The organism is Streptomyces cinereoruber (assembly GCF_009299385.1).
Taxonomy (GTDB): Bacteria; Actinomycetota; Actinomycetes; order Streptomycetales; family Streptomycetaceae; genus Streptomyces; species Streptomyces bikiniensis.
The window spans coordinates 601,957-616,830 of record NZ_CP023693.1; the positions used below are offsets into that span (position 1 = coordinate 601,957).

Genomic DNA, 14,874 nt, shown 5'->3' on the forward strand with positions numbered 1-14,874 from the left:
ACAGGACGGCGCCCGTCCCGGGGCGCGTCCCCCGCCGACAGGAGGAGGAGTACTTCATGCCCCACCGCTCCGTATCGCTCGCCTCGCTGCGCCGAGGGCGCCTGTGGCAGTGGTGGGAGCGCCAGCGGCGGGACCCGTTCGTGGTCCAGACCCTGCGTTCCACTGCGGCGGCGACGATCTCGTACGTCGTCGCCCTCCAGCTCAGCTCCGAGGCGGCGCCGCTGACCGCGCCGCTGACGGCGCTGCTCGTGGTGCAGGTGACGCTGTACTCGACGCTGGTGACGAGTCTGCGGCGGGTGAACTCCGTCGTGGTCGGGGTGCTGATCGCCATCGCGTTCAGCGTGCTCGTCGGTCTGACGTGGTGGAGCCTCGCGCTGGTCATCTTCGCGGCCCTCGTGGTCGGGCGGTTCGTGCGGGTGGAGGAGTTCGTCGCCGAGGTGGCGATCAGCGCGATGCTGGTCCTCGGGGTCACCCAGGTCGCGGACACGGCCTGGGACCGCGTCCTGGAGACCCTGATCGGCGCGATCGTGGGCATGGTGTTCAACATGGTGCTCGTGCCGCCGGTCTGGGTGGACACCGCCGGGGACTCGATCGTGGACCTGGCCCGGCGGATGCGGCAGCTGCTCCTGGGGCTCGGCGAGGAGCTCACGGACCCGGCCGTCCCCGCCGAGCCCGATCCGTTCGGCGACTTCGACGGGCCGTCGTCCGTGGACCTGGCGGCGGCGCGGCTCTACGAGGCGCGGCGCCTCGACAACGACGTCGCCGACGTGGACGCGGCCCTGCGGCAGGCGGAGGACAGCCTGCGCCTGAACCCGCGCGTGAAGGAGGGGCTGCTGCACCGGATCGTGCTGCGGACGGGGCTCGACACCCTGGAGATCTCCGCCGTGGTGCTGCGGGTCCTCACCCGTACCCTGACCGACCTGGCGCGGGAGCGGGACGGTGCGGTGCTCTTCCGCCCGGAGACGTCCCACACCCTCCAGGAGGTGGTGCGGCACCTCGGGGACACCCTGGTGAGCTTCGCGGTCCTCGTCACCTCGCACTCCAGTTCCGGCGCGGAGACGGCGGAGAACCGGCTCGCCGAGCAGTTGGAGGCGGCCCGCGAGGCCCGCGACCGGGTCGCCGGGATGCTGAGGTCGGAGGCGGTGGACGACCCGGGTCGCTGGCAGCTGTACGGCGCGCTCCTCGCCGAGATCGACCGCGTCCTGAACGAGCTGGACCCGGGTCACCGGGGCCGCCGGCTCATGGAGGAGCTGGACCGGCACACGCGCCTGCGCGAGGAGCGGCGGCGCAAGGTCGCCTCCCTGGCGGGCCGTGCGCGCCGCTCCTCCTGACGCCCTTTCCGAAAGAGGTTCAGACGGGCCGGACGGGTCGCAGGGCTCCGTCGGCCCGCAGGTCGGCGAGGGTGGGGTAGCCGTCGACGGCCATGATCAGGTCGGCCTCGGCGAGGAGCGAGCGCAGGACGTGGACGACGCCGTCCGTGCCGCCGAGGGCGAGTCCGTACGCGTACGGGCGGCCGACGCCGACCGCCGTGGCGCCGAGGGCCAGGGCCTTGACGACGTCGGCCCCGGTGCGGACGCCGGAGTCGAAGAGGACGGGCAGGCCGTCGGCGGCCTCGACCACCCCGGGCAGGGCGTCGAGGGCGGGCAGGCCGCCGTTGGCCTGGCGTCCGCCGTGGTTGGAGCAGTAGACGCCGTCGACGCCGCCGTCCCGGGCGCGGCGGACGTCCTCGGGGTGGCAGATGCCCTTGAGGAGGATCGGCAGGCCGGTGAGGGAGCGCAGCCAGGCGAGGTCGTCCCAGACCAGCGGCTTGCCGAAGATCCCGGCCCACTCCACGACGGCGGCGCGCGGGTCCTCCTCGGGGGGCTTGGGGAGCCGGGCCCGGAAGACGGGGTCGGAGGTGTAGTTGGCCAGGCAGTGGCCGCGCAGCTGGGGGAAGTTGCTGGTGGCGAGGTCGCGGGGGCGCCAGCCGGTGATCCAGGTGTCGAGGGTGACGACGATGCCCCGGAAGCCGGCCGCCTCGGCGCGGTGCACCAGGCTCTCCGCGAGGTCCCGGTCGGTGGGCGTGTAGAGCTGGAAGAAGCCGGGGGTGTCGCCGAGTTCGGCGGCGACCTCCTCCAGGGGGTCGACGGTGAGCGTGGAGGCGATCATGGGCACGCCGGTGCGGGCGGCGGCGCGGGCGGTCGCCAGGTCGCCGTGCCCGTCCTGGGCGCAGAGTCCTATGACGCCGACGGGCGCCATGAACAGCGGCGAGGGCAGGGTGGTGCCGAAGAGGTCGACCGACAGGTCGCGGTGCGCGGCGCCCACCATCATGCGCGGGACGAGTCCCCAGGCGCGGAAGGCCGCGGCGTTGGCCTCCTGGGTGTACTCGTCGCCCGCGCCGCCGGCCACGTACGACCACAGCGAGGGCGGCAGTGCGGACCGTGCCTTCGACTCCAGTTCGGCGAAGGTCATCGGCAGTGCGGGGACGGTGCCGAAGAGGCCCTCGAAGTAGATCTCGTTCTGGTAGTCGCCGAAGTGCGGGGGCATGGGGCCCGTCCCTTCCCGTCGTGGGCGGGGCGCTCGGGCCGTCCGCCGCGGTGCCGTCCAGGGTGCCCGTCGCGGGCCTCCGTGACCACGGTCCGGTCGCGGGTCCCTCGTCCGGGGGCCGTCGGCGGGCGGCCGTGTCGGATGATGAGGGGATGACGCGAACCTTCGAAGAACTCGTCGCGGAGGCCCGCGAGGCCCCGGTCGACGGCTGGGACTTCTCCTGGCTCGACGGGCGGGCGACCGAGCAGCGCCCCTCCTGGGGCTACCACCGGCTCCTGGCCGAACGCCTCGCCACCGCCTCGGCCGGGCTCGACGTCCAGACGGGCGGCGGCGAGGTCCTGGCCGGGGTGCCGGTGCTGCCGCCGACGATGGCTGCCACCGAGTCGTGGCCCCCGAACGTCGCCCGCGCCACAGAGCTCCTCCACCCGCGCGGGGTGGTGCTCGTCGCCGACCCCGACGAGCCGCCGCTGCCCTTCGGCGACGCCGCCTTCGACCTCGTCACCAGCCAGCACCCGGCGACCGTGTGGTGGTCGGAGATCGCCCGCGTCCTGCGGCCCGGCGGCACCTACCTGGCCCAGCACGTCGGGCCCTCCAGCGTCTGGGAGGTGGTGGAGTACTTCCTCGGGCCGCAACCTGAGGCGGCCCGGCACCGCCACCCCGACGACGAGGCCGCGGCGGCGCGGGCGGCCGGGCTCGACGTCGTGGACCTGCGCACCGAACGGCTGCGGATGGAGTTCCACGACGTCGGCGCGGTCGTCTGGTTCCTGCGCAAGGTGGTCTGGATCGTGCCCGGGTTCACGGTCGACGCCCATCTGCCCCGGCTGCGCGAGCTCGACGCGCTGATCCGGGCGGAGGGGCCGTTCGTCGCCCACTCCGCCCGGACCCTGATCGAGGCGCGTAGACCCGCCGTGTGACGGGCGCGGGTCCCGCTCAGGAGCGCGCCGTCGGGCTCCCCCAGTCGAGGCGCAGGACGGCGAGGTCGTCGGAGTGCCGGCCGGCGTTCAGCTCGTGGGTCTCCTTGATGAGGAGGTCGACGTGGACGGCCGGGTCCTCCGCCGGCAGGGTCGCGATCAGGTCGAGCAGCCCCTCGACGCCGAGCCGTTCGTTCGCCGTTCCGCTGTGGCCCTCGGTGAGTCCGTCGGTGTAGAGGGTCAGGGCGCCGGTGGCGGGGAGCGGGACGACCGTGGCGGGCCAGCGGTGCGGCCCGGGGAAGATGCCCAGGGCGATGCCGTGGGCGGCCTCCAGTTCCCGGGTCCCCTCGGGCGTGGTGAGGAGGGGTTCGTGGTGGCCGGCGAGGTGGAGGGTGGCGGTGGAGGCGTTCTGGTCGAGGGTGAGCAGGGTGCAGGTGGCGAACATCTGCTGGCCGCCCCGCTCGGCGAGCAGGATGCGTTCCATCAGGTGCAGCAGGTCGTCGCCGCGGTGTCCGCCGAGGACGAGGGAGCGCCAGGCGATCCGCAGGCAGACGCCGAGCGCGGCGGCGTCGGGCCCGTGGCCGCTGACGTCGCCGACGACGGCGTGCAGCAGCCCGTCGTCCCCCTCCACCACGTCGAGGAAGTCCCCGCCGAGCAGGGCCAGGGAGGCGCCCGGCAGGTAGCGGGAGGTCACCCGCACCGTGGAGGTGTCCAGGATCGGCTGGGGCAGCAGGCCGCGCTCCAGGCGCGCGTTCTCCTCGGCCCGCAGCCGGGCGGCCTGGGCCTCGGAGCTGGCGCGCTCGGTCCCGCTGCGGTAGACGGCGTAACGGACCGTCCGGTGCAGCAGGTCCGCCTCGACCTTGCCCTTGACCAGGTAGTCCTGGGCGCCAGCGGCCATGGCGTCGGGGCCGGCCTGCGCCTCGGCGAGTCCGGTCAGGACGATGACCGCGGTGTGCGGGGCCACGGCCCGTACCGCGGTGACCGCGTCGGTGCCCGACACGTCGGGCAGGTGCAGGTCGAGGAGGATGCAGTCGATCGGCGCGCCGGCCAGTTCGGCGCGGGCCTCGGCCAGGGTGGTGCGGGTGGTCAGCTCGAACCGCAGCCCCGTGTCGTGGAGGAGTTCCTCGACGAGGAGGGCGTCGCCCAGGTCGTCCTCGATCAGGAGGATGCGGTACGTCGGCTCGTGGGGCGCCGCGGCCCGGCCGGTCGTGGTGACGGTCATCCTGTCCGCTCCGTACCGGGGTCGGCGGCGGCCGGGAGGGGGGTCTCCGGGGGTTCGGGCGCCAGGGTGAAGGTGATGCGGGCCCCGTCGCGGTACTCGGTGTCGACGGCGATGGTGCCGCCGTGGAACTCGACGATCTTCTTGCACATGGCGAGGCCGATGCCGCTGCCGGAGTAGACGTCCTTGGTGTGCAGCCGCTGGAAGATCACGAAGACCTTGTCGGCGTACTCCGGGGCGATGCCGATGCCGTTGTCGGTGACGGTGAACCGCCACAGGCCGCCCTCCCGGGCCGCCGTGACGTGGATCCGCGGGGCCTCGTCCGGGCGGCGGAACTTCACGGCGTTGCCGATCAGGTTCTGCCAGAGCATCCCCATCTGGGTGGGGTCGGCGACCAGGGTCGGCAGCGGGTCGTGGGTGATCACCGCCCCGGCCTCCTCGATGCCGACGCTCAGCGCGGACAGGGTCCGCTCCAGGACGTCGTCCAGGTCGACGCTCTGGTGGGCGTTGTGCAGGCGCCCGACGCGGGAGAAGTCGAGGAGGTCGTTGATGAGGACCTGCATGCGGTTCGCCCCGTCGACGGCGAAGTCGATGTACTGGTCGGCCCGGCTGTCGAGCTGCCCTCCGTAACGCCGCTGGAGGAGCTGGGTGAAGCTGGAGACCTTGCGCAGCGGCTCCTGGAGGTCGTGGGAGGCCACGTACGCGAACTGCTCCAGTTCGGCGTTGGAGCGCTGGAGGTCGGCGGCCTGCGCGTCGAGGCGCAGGCGCGCCTCCTCGGTGAAGGCCAGTTCCCGCACCAGGCGTCGGCGCATGGAGTCGATCTCCTCGCCGAGGCGGCGCAGGTCGGCGGGGCCGGAGGGGGTGATGGGGTGGTCGAAGTCACCGCCGGCGATGGTCCGGGCGTCCGCGCCGAGCCGGTCGAGGGGTTCGTTGATGCCCCGGCGCAGTCCTTCGAAGATCAGGGCCGTCAGGGCGACGATGAGCACCGCGATGGCGCCGAAGACCCAGTTCCGGACCTCCATCGTGGTCATCAGGTCGTCCCTGGTCCGGACGCGCTCCGCGCGCAGCCGCTCCTGCTGCCCGTCCAGGGCGGCGCGCACGGCGTCGAAGGTCGTCTTGCCCTCCGCCGCCCGCTCGACGGCCAGCGGCGAGGGCGAGCCGGGCGGCGTGGCGGCGATCGGGCGCGCGATCCGCTCCTGCCACCTGGTGACGGCGTCCCGCACGGTCCCGAGGTCGGCAAGGGCGGCCCGGTCGCCGGCGAGGAGCGCGGAGAGCTGCGCGGTCCGCGACTCCTGCTCGGCGGCCCCCTCCCGGTAGGGGGTGAGGAAGTCCGGGGTGCCGGTCAGGCCGTAGCCGCGGATGCCGGTCTCCTGGTTGAGGACCGCCGATTCCAGGCGGGTCGCCGTGGTCAGGGCGGGCGACCGCACGTCCACGAGCTCCTTGCTGAGCGACTCGGTGCGGGAAAGGATCCAGGCACCCGTCGTTCCGAGCAGGGCCAGGACGATCAGTGATACGGCCGTGCCCACGCGAAGCCACCGCCGGGTCGTCCATCCGGACGGTCCCCGCTCGCGCAGTCGCTTCCCCTCGCCGGTCATGGTGCGGACTCCTCTGCTGCGACGGCCGCGGAGATGCGGCGCGATCACTGTAATGGGCGACAACGGTTGTTGTCGCCGGGCCACCCGGGGACCTAGAGTGCCGGGTGTGCCAGGCAAGAACTTCGTGTTGCGGACCACTCCGCAGGAAACGGCCGCCGCCGCGGAGGCAGCGGTCGGCGATCTCGCGCGGCGTCTCGTCCAGCGGCTCCTGGACGATCCCTCGCAACCGGCACCGGACGACCGCGCGCAGGCCCTGGCCCTGCTCCACGTCCTGGACCACGTCCAGAAGGCCGCCGAACGGCTCCAGCAGGAAGCGGTCGTGGCCGGCGCCCGCGCGGGGGCCGGCTATCCGCAGCTCGGCGCGGCCTGCGGCATGACCCGGCAGGGGGCCCGCCGCCGCTGGCCGGGGCTCTTCGACCACTCACACGACAAACCCACGGAGCAACCGATCATGACCACCCCCGCCCGCCCCTTCGACGTCCTGCTCGTCGAGGACGACGTCGCCGACGCCATGCTCATCGAGGAGGCGCTCTCCGAGCGCGGGGCCCGCAACCTGGTCCAGGTCACCGACGGGGTCGCCGCTCTGGAGCACCTGCGCGCCCCGGAGACCGCCCGGCCCGACCTCATCGTCCTCGACCTGAACATGCCCCGGATGAACGGCCGGGAGCTGCTGAAGGTCCTCAAGTCCGACGAGGACCTCCAGACCATTCCCGTGGTGGTCCTGACCACGTCGACGGCGCCCGACGACGTGACCGGCGCGTACAGCAGCCACGCCAACGCCTATGTGACCAAGCCGGTCAACCTGGAGGAGTTCGAGCAGGCCGTGCAGAGCATCGACGCCTTCTACCTGGACACCGCCGCCCGGCCGCGCCCCTGACGTCCGGGGCGTCCGGACGGGAGAGCCCGGGGGCGGGTTCAGTCCAGGTCGATGCGGGCGGTGATGCGCTTGCCGACCGGTTCCCGCCGGACGCGGAGGTCCAGGGCGACGGCCTCGACGATCTCCAGACCGTGCTGACCGACCCTGTCCGGGTCGGCGGCGTGGGCCGCCGGGACCGTGGGCTCGCTGTCCCAGACCGCGACGACCACGGTCCCGGCGTCGATGCGCAGCTGGAGCAGGACCGGGCCCGGGGCGTGCCTGCGGGCGTTCGTGACCAGTTCGCTGACGACCAGCTTCGTCAGTTCCGTCGCGCGCGTGGAGACGGGCACGCCCCAGACGGCGCGGGCCTTCTCCAGGAAGGCGGCGGCGTGGTCGCGGGCCTCCGCCACGAGTCCGTCGCCCTCGTTCCACGCGTATCCGACCTGCATGAGCCCGTCCTCGGGCACGGCACAGTCGTCGGCGTCGGCCTTCGTCGTCATCGTCTCCCCCGTGTTCACGCGCGCGTCCACTCGCCATGAAGTCGTGTCCACCATAGGTGTTCCCCGGCGCGGACGAGGGGGCGGTCCGGGTGTCAGTCGCCCGGGGCGATGAGGACGACCTGGTCCCGGGCGTGCCAGTACCGTACGTGGGCCTTGGGCGGGTTGAGGCGCATCCCGTGGTCGGCGGCGGTGGCGGAGCGGTATCCGATGGCGCATTCGCCGCGGCGGGCGGCCGACGCTGCGACGGCGGCGAAGGAGGTCGTCCGGCCGGTGGTGACGTAGTGGGCGGCCGGGCGGAGGTGGAGGGTGTTGCCCGCCGGGGCGAGCAGTTCCTCGAACACGGCGGTCAGATGGGGGTTCTGGGAGATCTGGGTCATGAGGAGCCCGACGAGCCTGCCGCTGACGACGAAGTCGGATCCGGGGGCCCGGGGTGCGATCAGCCGGTTGCGGTCGTCGGCCATCTCGGTGACGACGGGCACCCGCCTGCCGCTCTCCTCCTCCGCGGCCCGCAGGTGGAGGAGGGTGAGGAGGGTCCGGTCGTCCGGGTCGCCGCGGCCGGGGCGGGGGTCGGGACCGAGCACGATCACGACGTCGTAGCCGGTGGGGTCGAGGGCGTCCGTCGTGGACCGCAGCGCGGGGTCGCCGGGGTGGTGGCGCACGGGCATGCGGGGGGCGAGGGCTTCTGCGGCGGTACGGACGGCGGCGGTCGTCGCGGCGCGCGGCCCGGCCACGACGTCGAGGGTCGAGCCGGGCGGTGTGCGCCGTGACAGCTGGTCCACGATCCGGGGCGCCCTGCGGTTCCAGCCGAGGAGGAGGACGCGTTCGGCCGGGGCGGGGGCCGGGGGCGGCGCGTGGGTGAGGGCCTTCGGGTCGTGGGGCACGGGGAGGTCGGACAGCCGGGTGGAGTGCTCGTCCCGCGCGATCACGAGCAGGCGGTCGTCGTCCCGGAACCGGGCGGACAGGGGCGGGTTGAGCGTCACGGTGCCGTCGTCGTGGGCGATGCCGACCGCGATGGACTCCGGGCAGGCCCCGGCCGCCTCCTCGAAGGTCAGGCCGGGCAGGCGGGGGTCGCGCAGGGTGTGGAACTCGTGTCCGGCGAAGTCGAGGAGCTCCTGGTGGACGAGGGAGAGTCCGGGCTGCCGGGCGCAGTCGACGACGAGCCTGGCCGAGAGGTCGTCCACGTCCAGGACGGTGGTCCGGGGGCCGCCGGCCAGCCGGGCGGCGGCGAGGTGCCGGCCGTCGCGCACGGCGGCGACGACGCGGACCCGCCGGTCCTCCCCCAGGGCGGCCGAGAGGGAGAGCAGGGTCTTGACGGTCTCGGCGTCGTCCCGGGGGTCGTCGCGGGGCAGGACGAGGACGCAGTCCGCGGTGGCCGGGCTCACGCGGGCGAGGGCGGCGGGGTCGGCGGGCCGGCCGGTGCGGCACAGGACGCGGGTGCGGCCCGTGGCGCGGGCCGTGTCGGGAAGACCCTCCTCCATGGCGGACTTGTCCTTGTCGGCGAGGACCGCGATCACCCGGCGACGCCGGCCGGTGCGGGCGGCGACCAGTTCGGAGACGACGGTCGGGATCTGCTCGGACCAGCCGAGGACGACGGTGTGGCCGCGCTCCAGGATCGCGGCCCGGCCCCGGTCGAGGGCCATCAGCCGGTCGGTGAGGCCGGTGGTGATGAGGCTGACCAGGGTGGAGACGTAGAGGAGGGCGATGAGGGCGAGGAGCACGGACAGGACGACGCGCAGGGGCGGTCCGACCTCGCCGCCCAGGCGCATGGTCTGCCCGGTGCTGCGCCAGACCGCCGCGATCCTCGCCCCGAGGGAGGCGGGGGCGCGCTGGTCGGTCCACACGAGGAGGGCGCTGACGGGGACGACGAGGGCCAGGCAGCCCAGGGCGAGCCAGCCGCAGAGGGCCGGTATCCCGCGGGTGAGGGTGGTGTCGAACCAGTACCGGATGCGTGCCTCCGCGGAGGGGGTGGGGTACGGCGGCCGGGGCCGGGCGGTCGTGGTGGCCGCGGTCCGGTCCGGGCCGGGTCCCCGTGCGGCGTTCCGCTGCCCGGGAACGGCCCTGTTGCCTTCTTTGCGCACGTCGGCAGCGTGGCGCCCCGCCGTGTCCGGCGGGGCGCCATCGGCGTGGATTCATCCCTTCGTGATCACCCGGAGGGGGCCGGGTCAGCCGTTCGGGTCGAAGGTGATCCCGGCAGGTTTGGCCTTGGCGAGGTGGGCGGCGAAGCTGCCGTCCTTGAGGCCGAAGTGCGCGCTGCCGAAGTCGGCGGCGACGAGCTTCTCGCGGAGGCCGGCGGGGTAGCCGTTCCAGCCGACCAGGGTCGGGAACTGCCAGGTGCCCCGGTGGTTCTCGGGCGGTTCGTCGTTGCCGTTGGCGGGGCGGAAGCAGTGGGTGCCGATGCCGTCCTTGTGGTAGACGACCTTGGGGTGGTCGCCGTCCCAGCGGATCCGGTCGCGGGCGTAGGTGTCGAAGTCCCCGTGGGCGGAGGTGGAGACGTACTCCGCCCGGCCGTCGCGCACCCAGACCACGACGTGCTCCCAGTCGTGGCGGTGTCCGCCGAGGCCGCTGCCGGGCACCGCCTGGTCCTTCTCGAAGTAGAGGCCGTAGAGGATCGCGCACCAGCCGTTGTCGCACTTCGCGCGGGAGTAGCCGTTGACGGCGGCGAGGTCGGAGGCGTCGCGGCACTGGCCGTTGAGGGCGCCGGACGGCTTGAGGCCGCCGTTGAGCGTGCCGTCGGGGCCGATCGCGGCGGTGGGGTAGCAGCCGTCCTTGTCGTAGTCGAAGGCCGGCTGGAAGGTGCGCTCCAGGGCGTCGGCGCTGCCGGGCAGGGCGGGGGGCGGCGCGGCGAGCGCGCTGCCCGGAAGGGCGATGATCAGCGCGAGGGCGCCGGTGAGGGCGAGGGCGCCCCGGGCGGCGTACGCGGATGTCTTCAACTGCGTCCTCCTCGGGTCGGACGACGGCGGGCGGCGGCTTGCGCGTGCGTGTGTGCCTGCTTGCGAGGACGTACGGGCGCGCGTGAGGACGTACGGGCGCGCGTGAGGACGTGCGGCGCCACGAGGCGTCGCACGGTACGCGTCATCGTGGCATGGGCACATCAATATGGGGAGTCGTCGGCCGCACCCGGCGGTGAACGCCGCCTCGACGGGAGGTGCCGCCCCGGCGGAACGGCCGGCACCCGGAGCGGCTTCCGAAATAATCTAGACGAGACGTATCGTCTCGTCTAAGGTGGAGGAATGCTCACCGCCTCCCCCGCCCACATCGCCATGTTCTCCATCGCCGCCCACGGCCACGTGAACCCCAGTCTGGAGGTCATCCGCGAGCTGGTCGCCCGGGGCCACCGCGTCAGCTACGCCGTCCCGGCCTCCTTCGCCGAGAAGGTCGCGGCGACCGGGGCCACCCCCGTCGTCTACACCTCGACGCTGCCGACCGACGAGGACCCGGACGCCTGGGGCACCGAACTGATCGACAACATCGAACCGTTCCTGGCCGACGCCGTACAGGCGCTCCCGCAGCTCGCACGGGCCTTCGACGGGGACCGCCCGGACCTGGTGCTCCACGACATCACCTCGTACCCGGCCCCCGTCCTCGCCCACACGTGGGGCGTCCCCGCCGTCTCCCTCTGGCCGAACCTCGTGCCGTGGGAGGGGTACGAGGAGGAGGTCGCCGAGCCGATGTACGCCGAGCTCAAGGCCTCGCCGCGCGGCAAGGCGTACTACGCCCGGTTCGAGAAGTGGCTCGCCGAGCACGGCGTCGACACCCCGCCCGACCGGTTCGTCGCCCGCCCGCGCCGCGCGCTCGTCCTCATCCCGCGCGCCCTCCAGCCGCAGGCCGACCGGATCGACGAGTCCGTCTACACCTTCGTCGGCGCCTGCCAGGGCGACCGCGCCGACCAGGGCGCATGGCAGCGGCCGGCCGGTGCGGAGAAGGTGCTCCTGATCTCCCTGGGCTCCGCCTTCACCAAGCAGCCCGGCTTCTACCGGGCCTGCGTCGAGGCGTTCGGCGGCCTGCCGGGCTGGCACGTCGTCCTCCAGATCGGCAAGTTCGTCGACCCGGCCGAGCTCGGCGCCCTGCCGGACAACGTGGAGGTGCACTCCTGGGTGCCGCAGCTGGCGATCCTGCGGCAGGCCGACGCCTTCGTCACCCACGCGGGCGCGGGCGGCAGCCAGGAGGGCCTGGCCACCGGCACCCCCATGGTGGCCGTGCCCCTGGCCACCGACCAGTTCGGCAACGCCGACATGCTCCGATCCCTGGGCGTGGCACGGCACCTGCCGCTGGAGGAGGTGACCCCCGAACGGCTGCGGGAGGCCGTCCTCGCACTCGTGGACGACCCCGAGGTGGCCCGCCGGGCGCGCGAGATCCAGGAGTCGATGGCCCGCGAGGGCGGCACGCGGCGGGCCGCCGACCTGATCGAGGCCGAGCTGCCCGGCTGACGGGCGGTCAGGTCCCCCGCCCGCTCTCGTACGCGGCGAGTTCCCCGGGCGTACCGACGAACGCCGGGCCGCAGCCGGGCGGGAGGCGCTCGACCACCATGGCGACCGCCTCCCGCGCCGTGCCGGCCACGCCGATCCTCTGAGCCCGCGAGGGGCCCTCGACGTAGTACGGCCCGGTGTGGTCCGGGCCGGCCGCCGTCGGGCCGATGTAGGGCACGTCCCAGGTCCAGCGCTGCTCGGTGCAGCGGCTGAAGTGCAGTTCCCACATGCCGGTCCAGGGGAAGAGCCGGCGCAGCCGCGGCTCGGCGTACGCCGCCGCGACCAGGTCGGCGCTCACCCGGTCGGAGGCGAGCAGTTCGCGCCACGCCGCCTCCACGACGGAGGGGCCGGGGATGTTCGTCGTCATCCCCGGATTCTCCCCCGTCGCCCCGCCACGGACGGCGGAGCGACGGGGAACGGGTCAGACGACGGCGCCCGTGCGGCGGCGCTTCGTCGGGGTCGGCGCCGGGGCGGGGGCCGGGTGGCGGGTCTCCAGGGTCACCGCCAGCGGGATCGCGGTGAAGACCGTGGACGCCATGCCCAGGACGACACCGGCGAGCAGCGCGACCGAGAAGTCCGTGAGCGAGTCCCCGCCCAGGACCGCGAGCGCCACCAGGACGAAGAGCGCGCCCATGCCCGTGTTGACCGTGCGCGGAAGGGTCTGGGCGACCGCCCGGTCGGCCAGGTCGGTCAGCGGTACGCCGCCGCCGCGCCGCCGCAGTTCCCGCAGCCGGTCCAGAACCACGACCGAGTCGTTGACCGAGTAGCCGACGACGGTCAGCAGGGCGGCCAGGAAGACGCTGTCCACCGGCTTGCCCAGCCAGGCGAACAGGCCGATCACCAGGAGGACGTCCTGGGTCATGGCGGCGACGGCGGCCGTCGCGTACGTCCAGCGGAACCGCACCGTCAGATAGAGGAGCTGGGCCGCCACCGCCAGGCCGAGCGCGAGCAGGGCGTGGGTCCGCAGCTCGCTGCCCAGGCTCGGGCCGATCAGGTCGTCGCGTTCCACCGTCACCGGCCCGGCGACCCCGGTGAGCGCCTCCCTGATCTCCCTCTGCTCGCCGTCGCCGGTCTCCTTCACCCGTACCGACACGTCCCCCTCGCCGGTGGTCTGGACGACGGCGTCGGGGAAGCCGGCGGCCGTGACGGCCGCGCGGGCCGCGTCGGCGTCCACCGGGCGGTCGGCCGCGTACTGGACGACCCGGCCGCCGGTGAACTCGACGCCGAACTCCATGCCCCGGACGCCGATCCCGGCGAGGGCCACGAGGAGGAGTCCGGCGCAGCCGGTCAGCCAGCGGCGGCGACGGGCCGTCAGGCGCGGGACGCGGCGGGTGAGCCGGGTCCGCAGCCGGCCGAGTTCCGCGATGCCGGTCACCGCGGGCCGCCTGCGCACGGCGGGCAGCCGGAGCGCCAGGTCGGCGAGGAGACGGGTGACCACCATGGCGGTGAGGAGCGAGGTCACGACGCCGATGGCGAGCGTCACGCCGAAGCCCTTGACCGGCCCGGTGGCGAAGACGAACAGCAGTCCGGCGGCGAGCAGGGTGGTGATGTGGGAGTCCGCGACCGCGCTCCACACCTTGCCGAACGCCGTCGTCACCGGCCGCCGCAGATCGCGCGCGGCGGTCCTGCCCAGGGCGGCGTACTCCTCCCTGGCCCGTTCGAAGACCAGGACGTTGGCGTCGACGGCGATGCCGACGGCCAGGACGAAGCCGGCGAGCCCCGGCAGGGTGAGGGTGGCGCCCAGGGCGACCACGGCGGCGTACGAGATCAGGCCGTACAGGAGGAGGGCGACGGTGGCGAGGAGGCCGAGGAGCCGGTAGACGACGATGACGAAGAGGCCGGTGCAGGCGAGGCCGATCACCGCCGCCAGGGCGCTGGCCCGGATCGCCTCCGCGCCGAGCGTCGGACCCACGGTGCTCTGCTCGACCGTCGTCACGGGGACGGGCAGCGCGCCGCCCTGGACGAGCGCGGCCAGGTCGCGGGCCTCCTGGCCGGAGAAGCCGCCGGTGATCTGCGCGGAGCCGCCGCCGATGCCCGCCCCGCAGGGGACGCCGTTCTGCATGCCGGGCGCGGAGACGATCCGGTCGTCGAGGACGATGGCGACCCTGCGGGCCGGGTCGCCGGGGGCCGCGCAGGCGGCGGCGCCGGTGATCCGCGCCCAGTCGCCCGCGGCCCGGTCGCGGAAGGAGAGGTCGACGGTCCAGCCCCGGGCGTTCGTGGTGTCGAGGGCGGCCTCGGCGTTCTCGACGCCGTCGCCGGTGAGGGCGGGGGCGGCCAGGGCGAGGAAGCGGCCGGGCGCGTCGGGGTCGGCGAGGACGCGGGTGCCGTCGGCGGCGGCCGGTCCGGCCGGTCCCTTCGCCTCGCCGGTGACGGCGTGGAAGGTGAGCTGGGCGGTGCGGCCGATGGTCTCGGCGGCCCGGCGCGGATCGCGCAGGCCGGGGAGTTCGACGATGATGCGGCGCTCGCCGGAGCGGGCGAGGGAGGGCTCCGCGACGCCGAGGCCGTCGACGCGCTTGCGGAGCACCTCCAGGGCGCGGTCGGTGGCCGCGGCGTCGGCGCGGGTGATGGGGCCGTCCTCGGTCTGGAGGACGATGCGGGTGCCGCCGCGCAGGTCGAGTCCGAGGCGGGGCGGGGTGGTCAGGGTGATCCAGAGGGAGAGCGCGACGACGGCGAGCGCGAGGAGCGCGCGCCACAGCACGGCACGAGAGGACATGGGTACTCCACAGGCAGCGCACGGGCCGGCGGGCGTCGCCCCGGAGGGCGCGCGGGCCGTTCCCGTGCCGGACGTACGGTCGGACGCG

At 74.2% G+C, this 14,874-nt stretch carries 12 protein-coding genes; 4 read left to right on the top strand and 8 right to left on the bottom strand.

The genetic code is table 11. The features are described from left to right. Nucleotides 1–56: 56 nt before the first annotated feature. Entirely contained in the window at nt 57–1,331 is a 1,275-nt protein-coding gene (locus tag CP977_RS02740) for an FUSC family protein (protein ID WP_062757213.1), read from the top strand. Between the two features lie 19 nt (nt 1,332–1,350). Here CP977_RS02740 and CP977_RS02745 read toward each other — a convergent pair whose 3' ends face one another. After that, nucleotides 1,351–2,526, bottom strand: a complete 1,176-nt coding sequence (locus CP977_RS02745; RefSeq protein WP_062757214.1) for an alpha-hydroxy-acid oxidizing protein — start codon at nt 2,524–2,526, stop codon at nt 1,351–1,353. Nucleotides 2,527–2,678: 152 nt separating this feature from the next. On the opposite strand from CP977_RS02745, the gene CP977_RS02750 reads away from it, so the two are divergent. Further along, nucleotides 2,679–3,440 carry a class I SAM-dependent methyltransferase gene (locus CP977_RS02750; RefSeq protein ID WP_152369546.1) on the top strand — a complete coding sequence of 254 codons (762 nt, stop codon included), beginning with the start codon at nt 2,679–2,681 and terminating at the stop codon, nt 3,438–3,440. A gap of 16 nt (nt 3,441–3,456) precedes the next feature. On the opposite strand, the gene CP977_RS02755 is transcribed toward CP977_RS02750, so the two are convergent. Both CP977_RS02755 and CP977_RS02760 read right to left on the bottom strand, forming a co-directional pair. Then, nucleotides 3,457–4,659 carry a PP2C family protein-serine/threonine phosphatase gene (locus CP977_RS02755; RefSeq protein WP_062757216.1) on the bottom strand — a complete coding sequence of 401 codons (1,203 nt, stop codon included), beginning with the start codon at nt 4,657–4,659 and terminating at the stop codon, nt 3,457–3,459. Beyond that, nucleotides 4,656–6,251, bottom strand: a complete 1,596-nt coding sequence (locus CP977_RS02760; protein WP_152369547.1) for a sensor histidine kinase — start codon at nt 6,249–6,251, stop codon at nt 4,656–4,658. Before CP977_RS02760 ends, CP977_RS02755 begins: the two co-directional genes overlap by 4 nt. 106 nt (nt 6,252–6,357) lie before the next feature. Here CP977_RS02760 and CP977_RS02765 point away from each other — a divergent pair, with 106 nt between their 5' ends. After that, the gene (locus CP977_RS02765) at nt 6,358–7,128 is read left to right on the top strand and encodes a response regulator (protein WP_079131363.1); all 771 of its coding nucleotides are present in this window, start codon (nt 6,358–6,360) and stop codon (nt 7,126–7,128) included. A gap of 38 nt (nt 7,129–7,166) precedes the next feature. Here the strand turns inward: CP977_RS02765 and CP977_RS02770 are convergent, their stop codons facing one another. The 3 genes from CP977_RS02770 to CP977_RS02780 form a co-directional block, all read right to left on the bottom strand. Beyond that, nucleotides 7,167–7,607 (bottom strand): ATP-binding protein, encoded by a 441-nt coding sequence (locus CP977_RS02770; protein ID WP_062759119.1) that lies wholly within the window; start codon nt 7,605–7,607, stop codon nt 7,167–7,169. 92 nt (nt 7,608–7,699) lie between these two features. After that, nucleotides 7,700–9,685 carry a CASTOR/POLLUX-related putative ion channel gene (locus CP977_RS02775; protein ID WP_229991498.1) on the bottom strand — a complete coding sequence of 662 codons (1,986 nt, stop codon included), beginning with the start codon at nt 9,683–9,685 and terminating at the stop codon, nt 7,700–7,702. Between the two features lie 84 nt (nt 9,686–9,769). After that, nucleotides 9,770–10,537 carry an NPP1 family protein gene (locus CP977_RS02780; protein ID WP_062757218.1) on the bottom strand — a complete coding sequence of 256 codons (768 nt, stop codon included), beginning with the start codon at nt 10,535–10,537 and terminating at the stop codon, nt 9,770–9,772. A 300-nt stretch (nt 10,538–10,837) separates the two neighbouring features. Here CP977_RS02780 and mgt point away from each other — a divergent pair, with 300 nt between their 5' ends. Beyond that, nucleotides 10,838–12,034 carry a macrolide-inactivating glycosyltransferase gene (gene mgt / locus CP977_RS02785; RefSeq protein WP_229991497.1) on the top strand — a complete coding sequence of 399 codons (1,197 nt, stop codon included), beginning with the start codon at nt 10,838–10,840 and terminating at the stop codon, nt 12,032–12,034. Nucleotides 12,035–12,041: 7 nt separating this feature from the next. Here the strand turns inward: mgt and CP977_RS02790 are convergent, their stop codons facing one another. Both CP977_RS02790 and secD read right to left on the bottom strand, forming a co-directional pair. Next, on the bottom strand, nt 12,042–12,440 hold the full coding sequence (locus tag CP977_RS02790; RefSeq protein ID WP_221331371.1) for a DUF6193 family natural product biosynthesis protein: 399 nt from the start codon (nt 12,438–12,440) through the stop codon (nt 12,042–12,044). Nucleotides 12,441–12,494: 54 nt separating this feature from the next. Further along, on the bottom strand, nt 12,495–14,786 hold the full coding sequence (gene secD, locus CP977_RS02795) for a protein translocase subunit SecD (protein ID WP_109186337.1): 2,292 nt from the start codon (nt 14,784–14,786) through the stop codon (nt 12,495–12,497). Between the last annotated feature and the right edge of the window lie 88 nt (nt 14,787–14,874).

Bases quoted from the DNA above. Each gene is read 5' to 3' on its own strand.
- CP977_RS02740 (WP_062757213.1), top strand. From the start codon at position 57: ATGCCCCACCGCTCCGTATCGCTCGCCTCGCTGCGCCGAGGGCGCCTG.
- CP977_RS02745 (WP_062757214.1), bottom strand. From the start codon at position 2,526: ATGCCCCCGCACTTCGGCGACTACCAGAACGAGATCTACTTCGAGGGC.
- CP977_RS02750 (WP_152369546.1), top strand. From the start codon at position 2,679: ATGACGCGAACCTTCGAAGAACTCGTCGCGGAGGCCCGCGAGGCCCCG.
- CP977_RS02755 (WP_062757216.1), bottom strand. From the start codon at position 4,659: ATGACCGTCACCACGACCGGCCGGGCCGCGGCGCCCCACGAGCCGACG.
- CP977_RS02760 (WP_152369547.1), bottom strand. From the start codon at position 6,251: ATGACCGGCGAGGGGAAGCGACTGCGCGAGCGGGGACCGTCCGGATGG.
- CP977_RS02770 (WP_062759119.1), bottom strand. From the start codon at position 7,607: ATGACGACGAAGGCCGACGCCGACGACTGTGCCGTGCCCGAGGACGGG.
- mgt (WP_229991497.1), top strand. From the start codon at position 10,838: ATGCTCACCGCCTCCCCCGCCCACATCGCCATGTTCTCCATCGCCGCC.
- CP977_RS02790 (WP_221331371.1), bottom strand. From the start codon at position 12,440: ATGACGACGAACATCCCCGGCCCCTCCGTCGTGGAGGCGGCGTGGCGC.
- secD (WP_109186337.1), bottom strand. From the start codon at position 14,786: ATGTCCTCTCGTGCCGTGCTGTGGCGCGCGCTCCTCGCGCTCGCCGTC.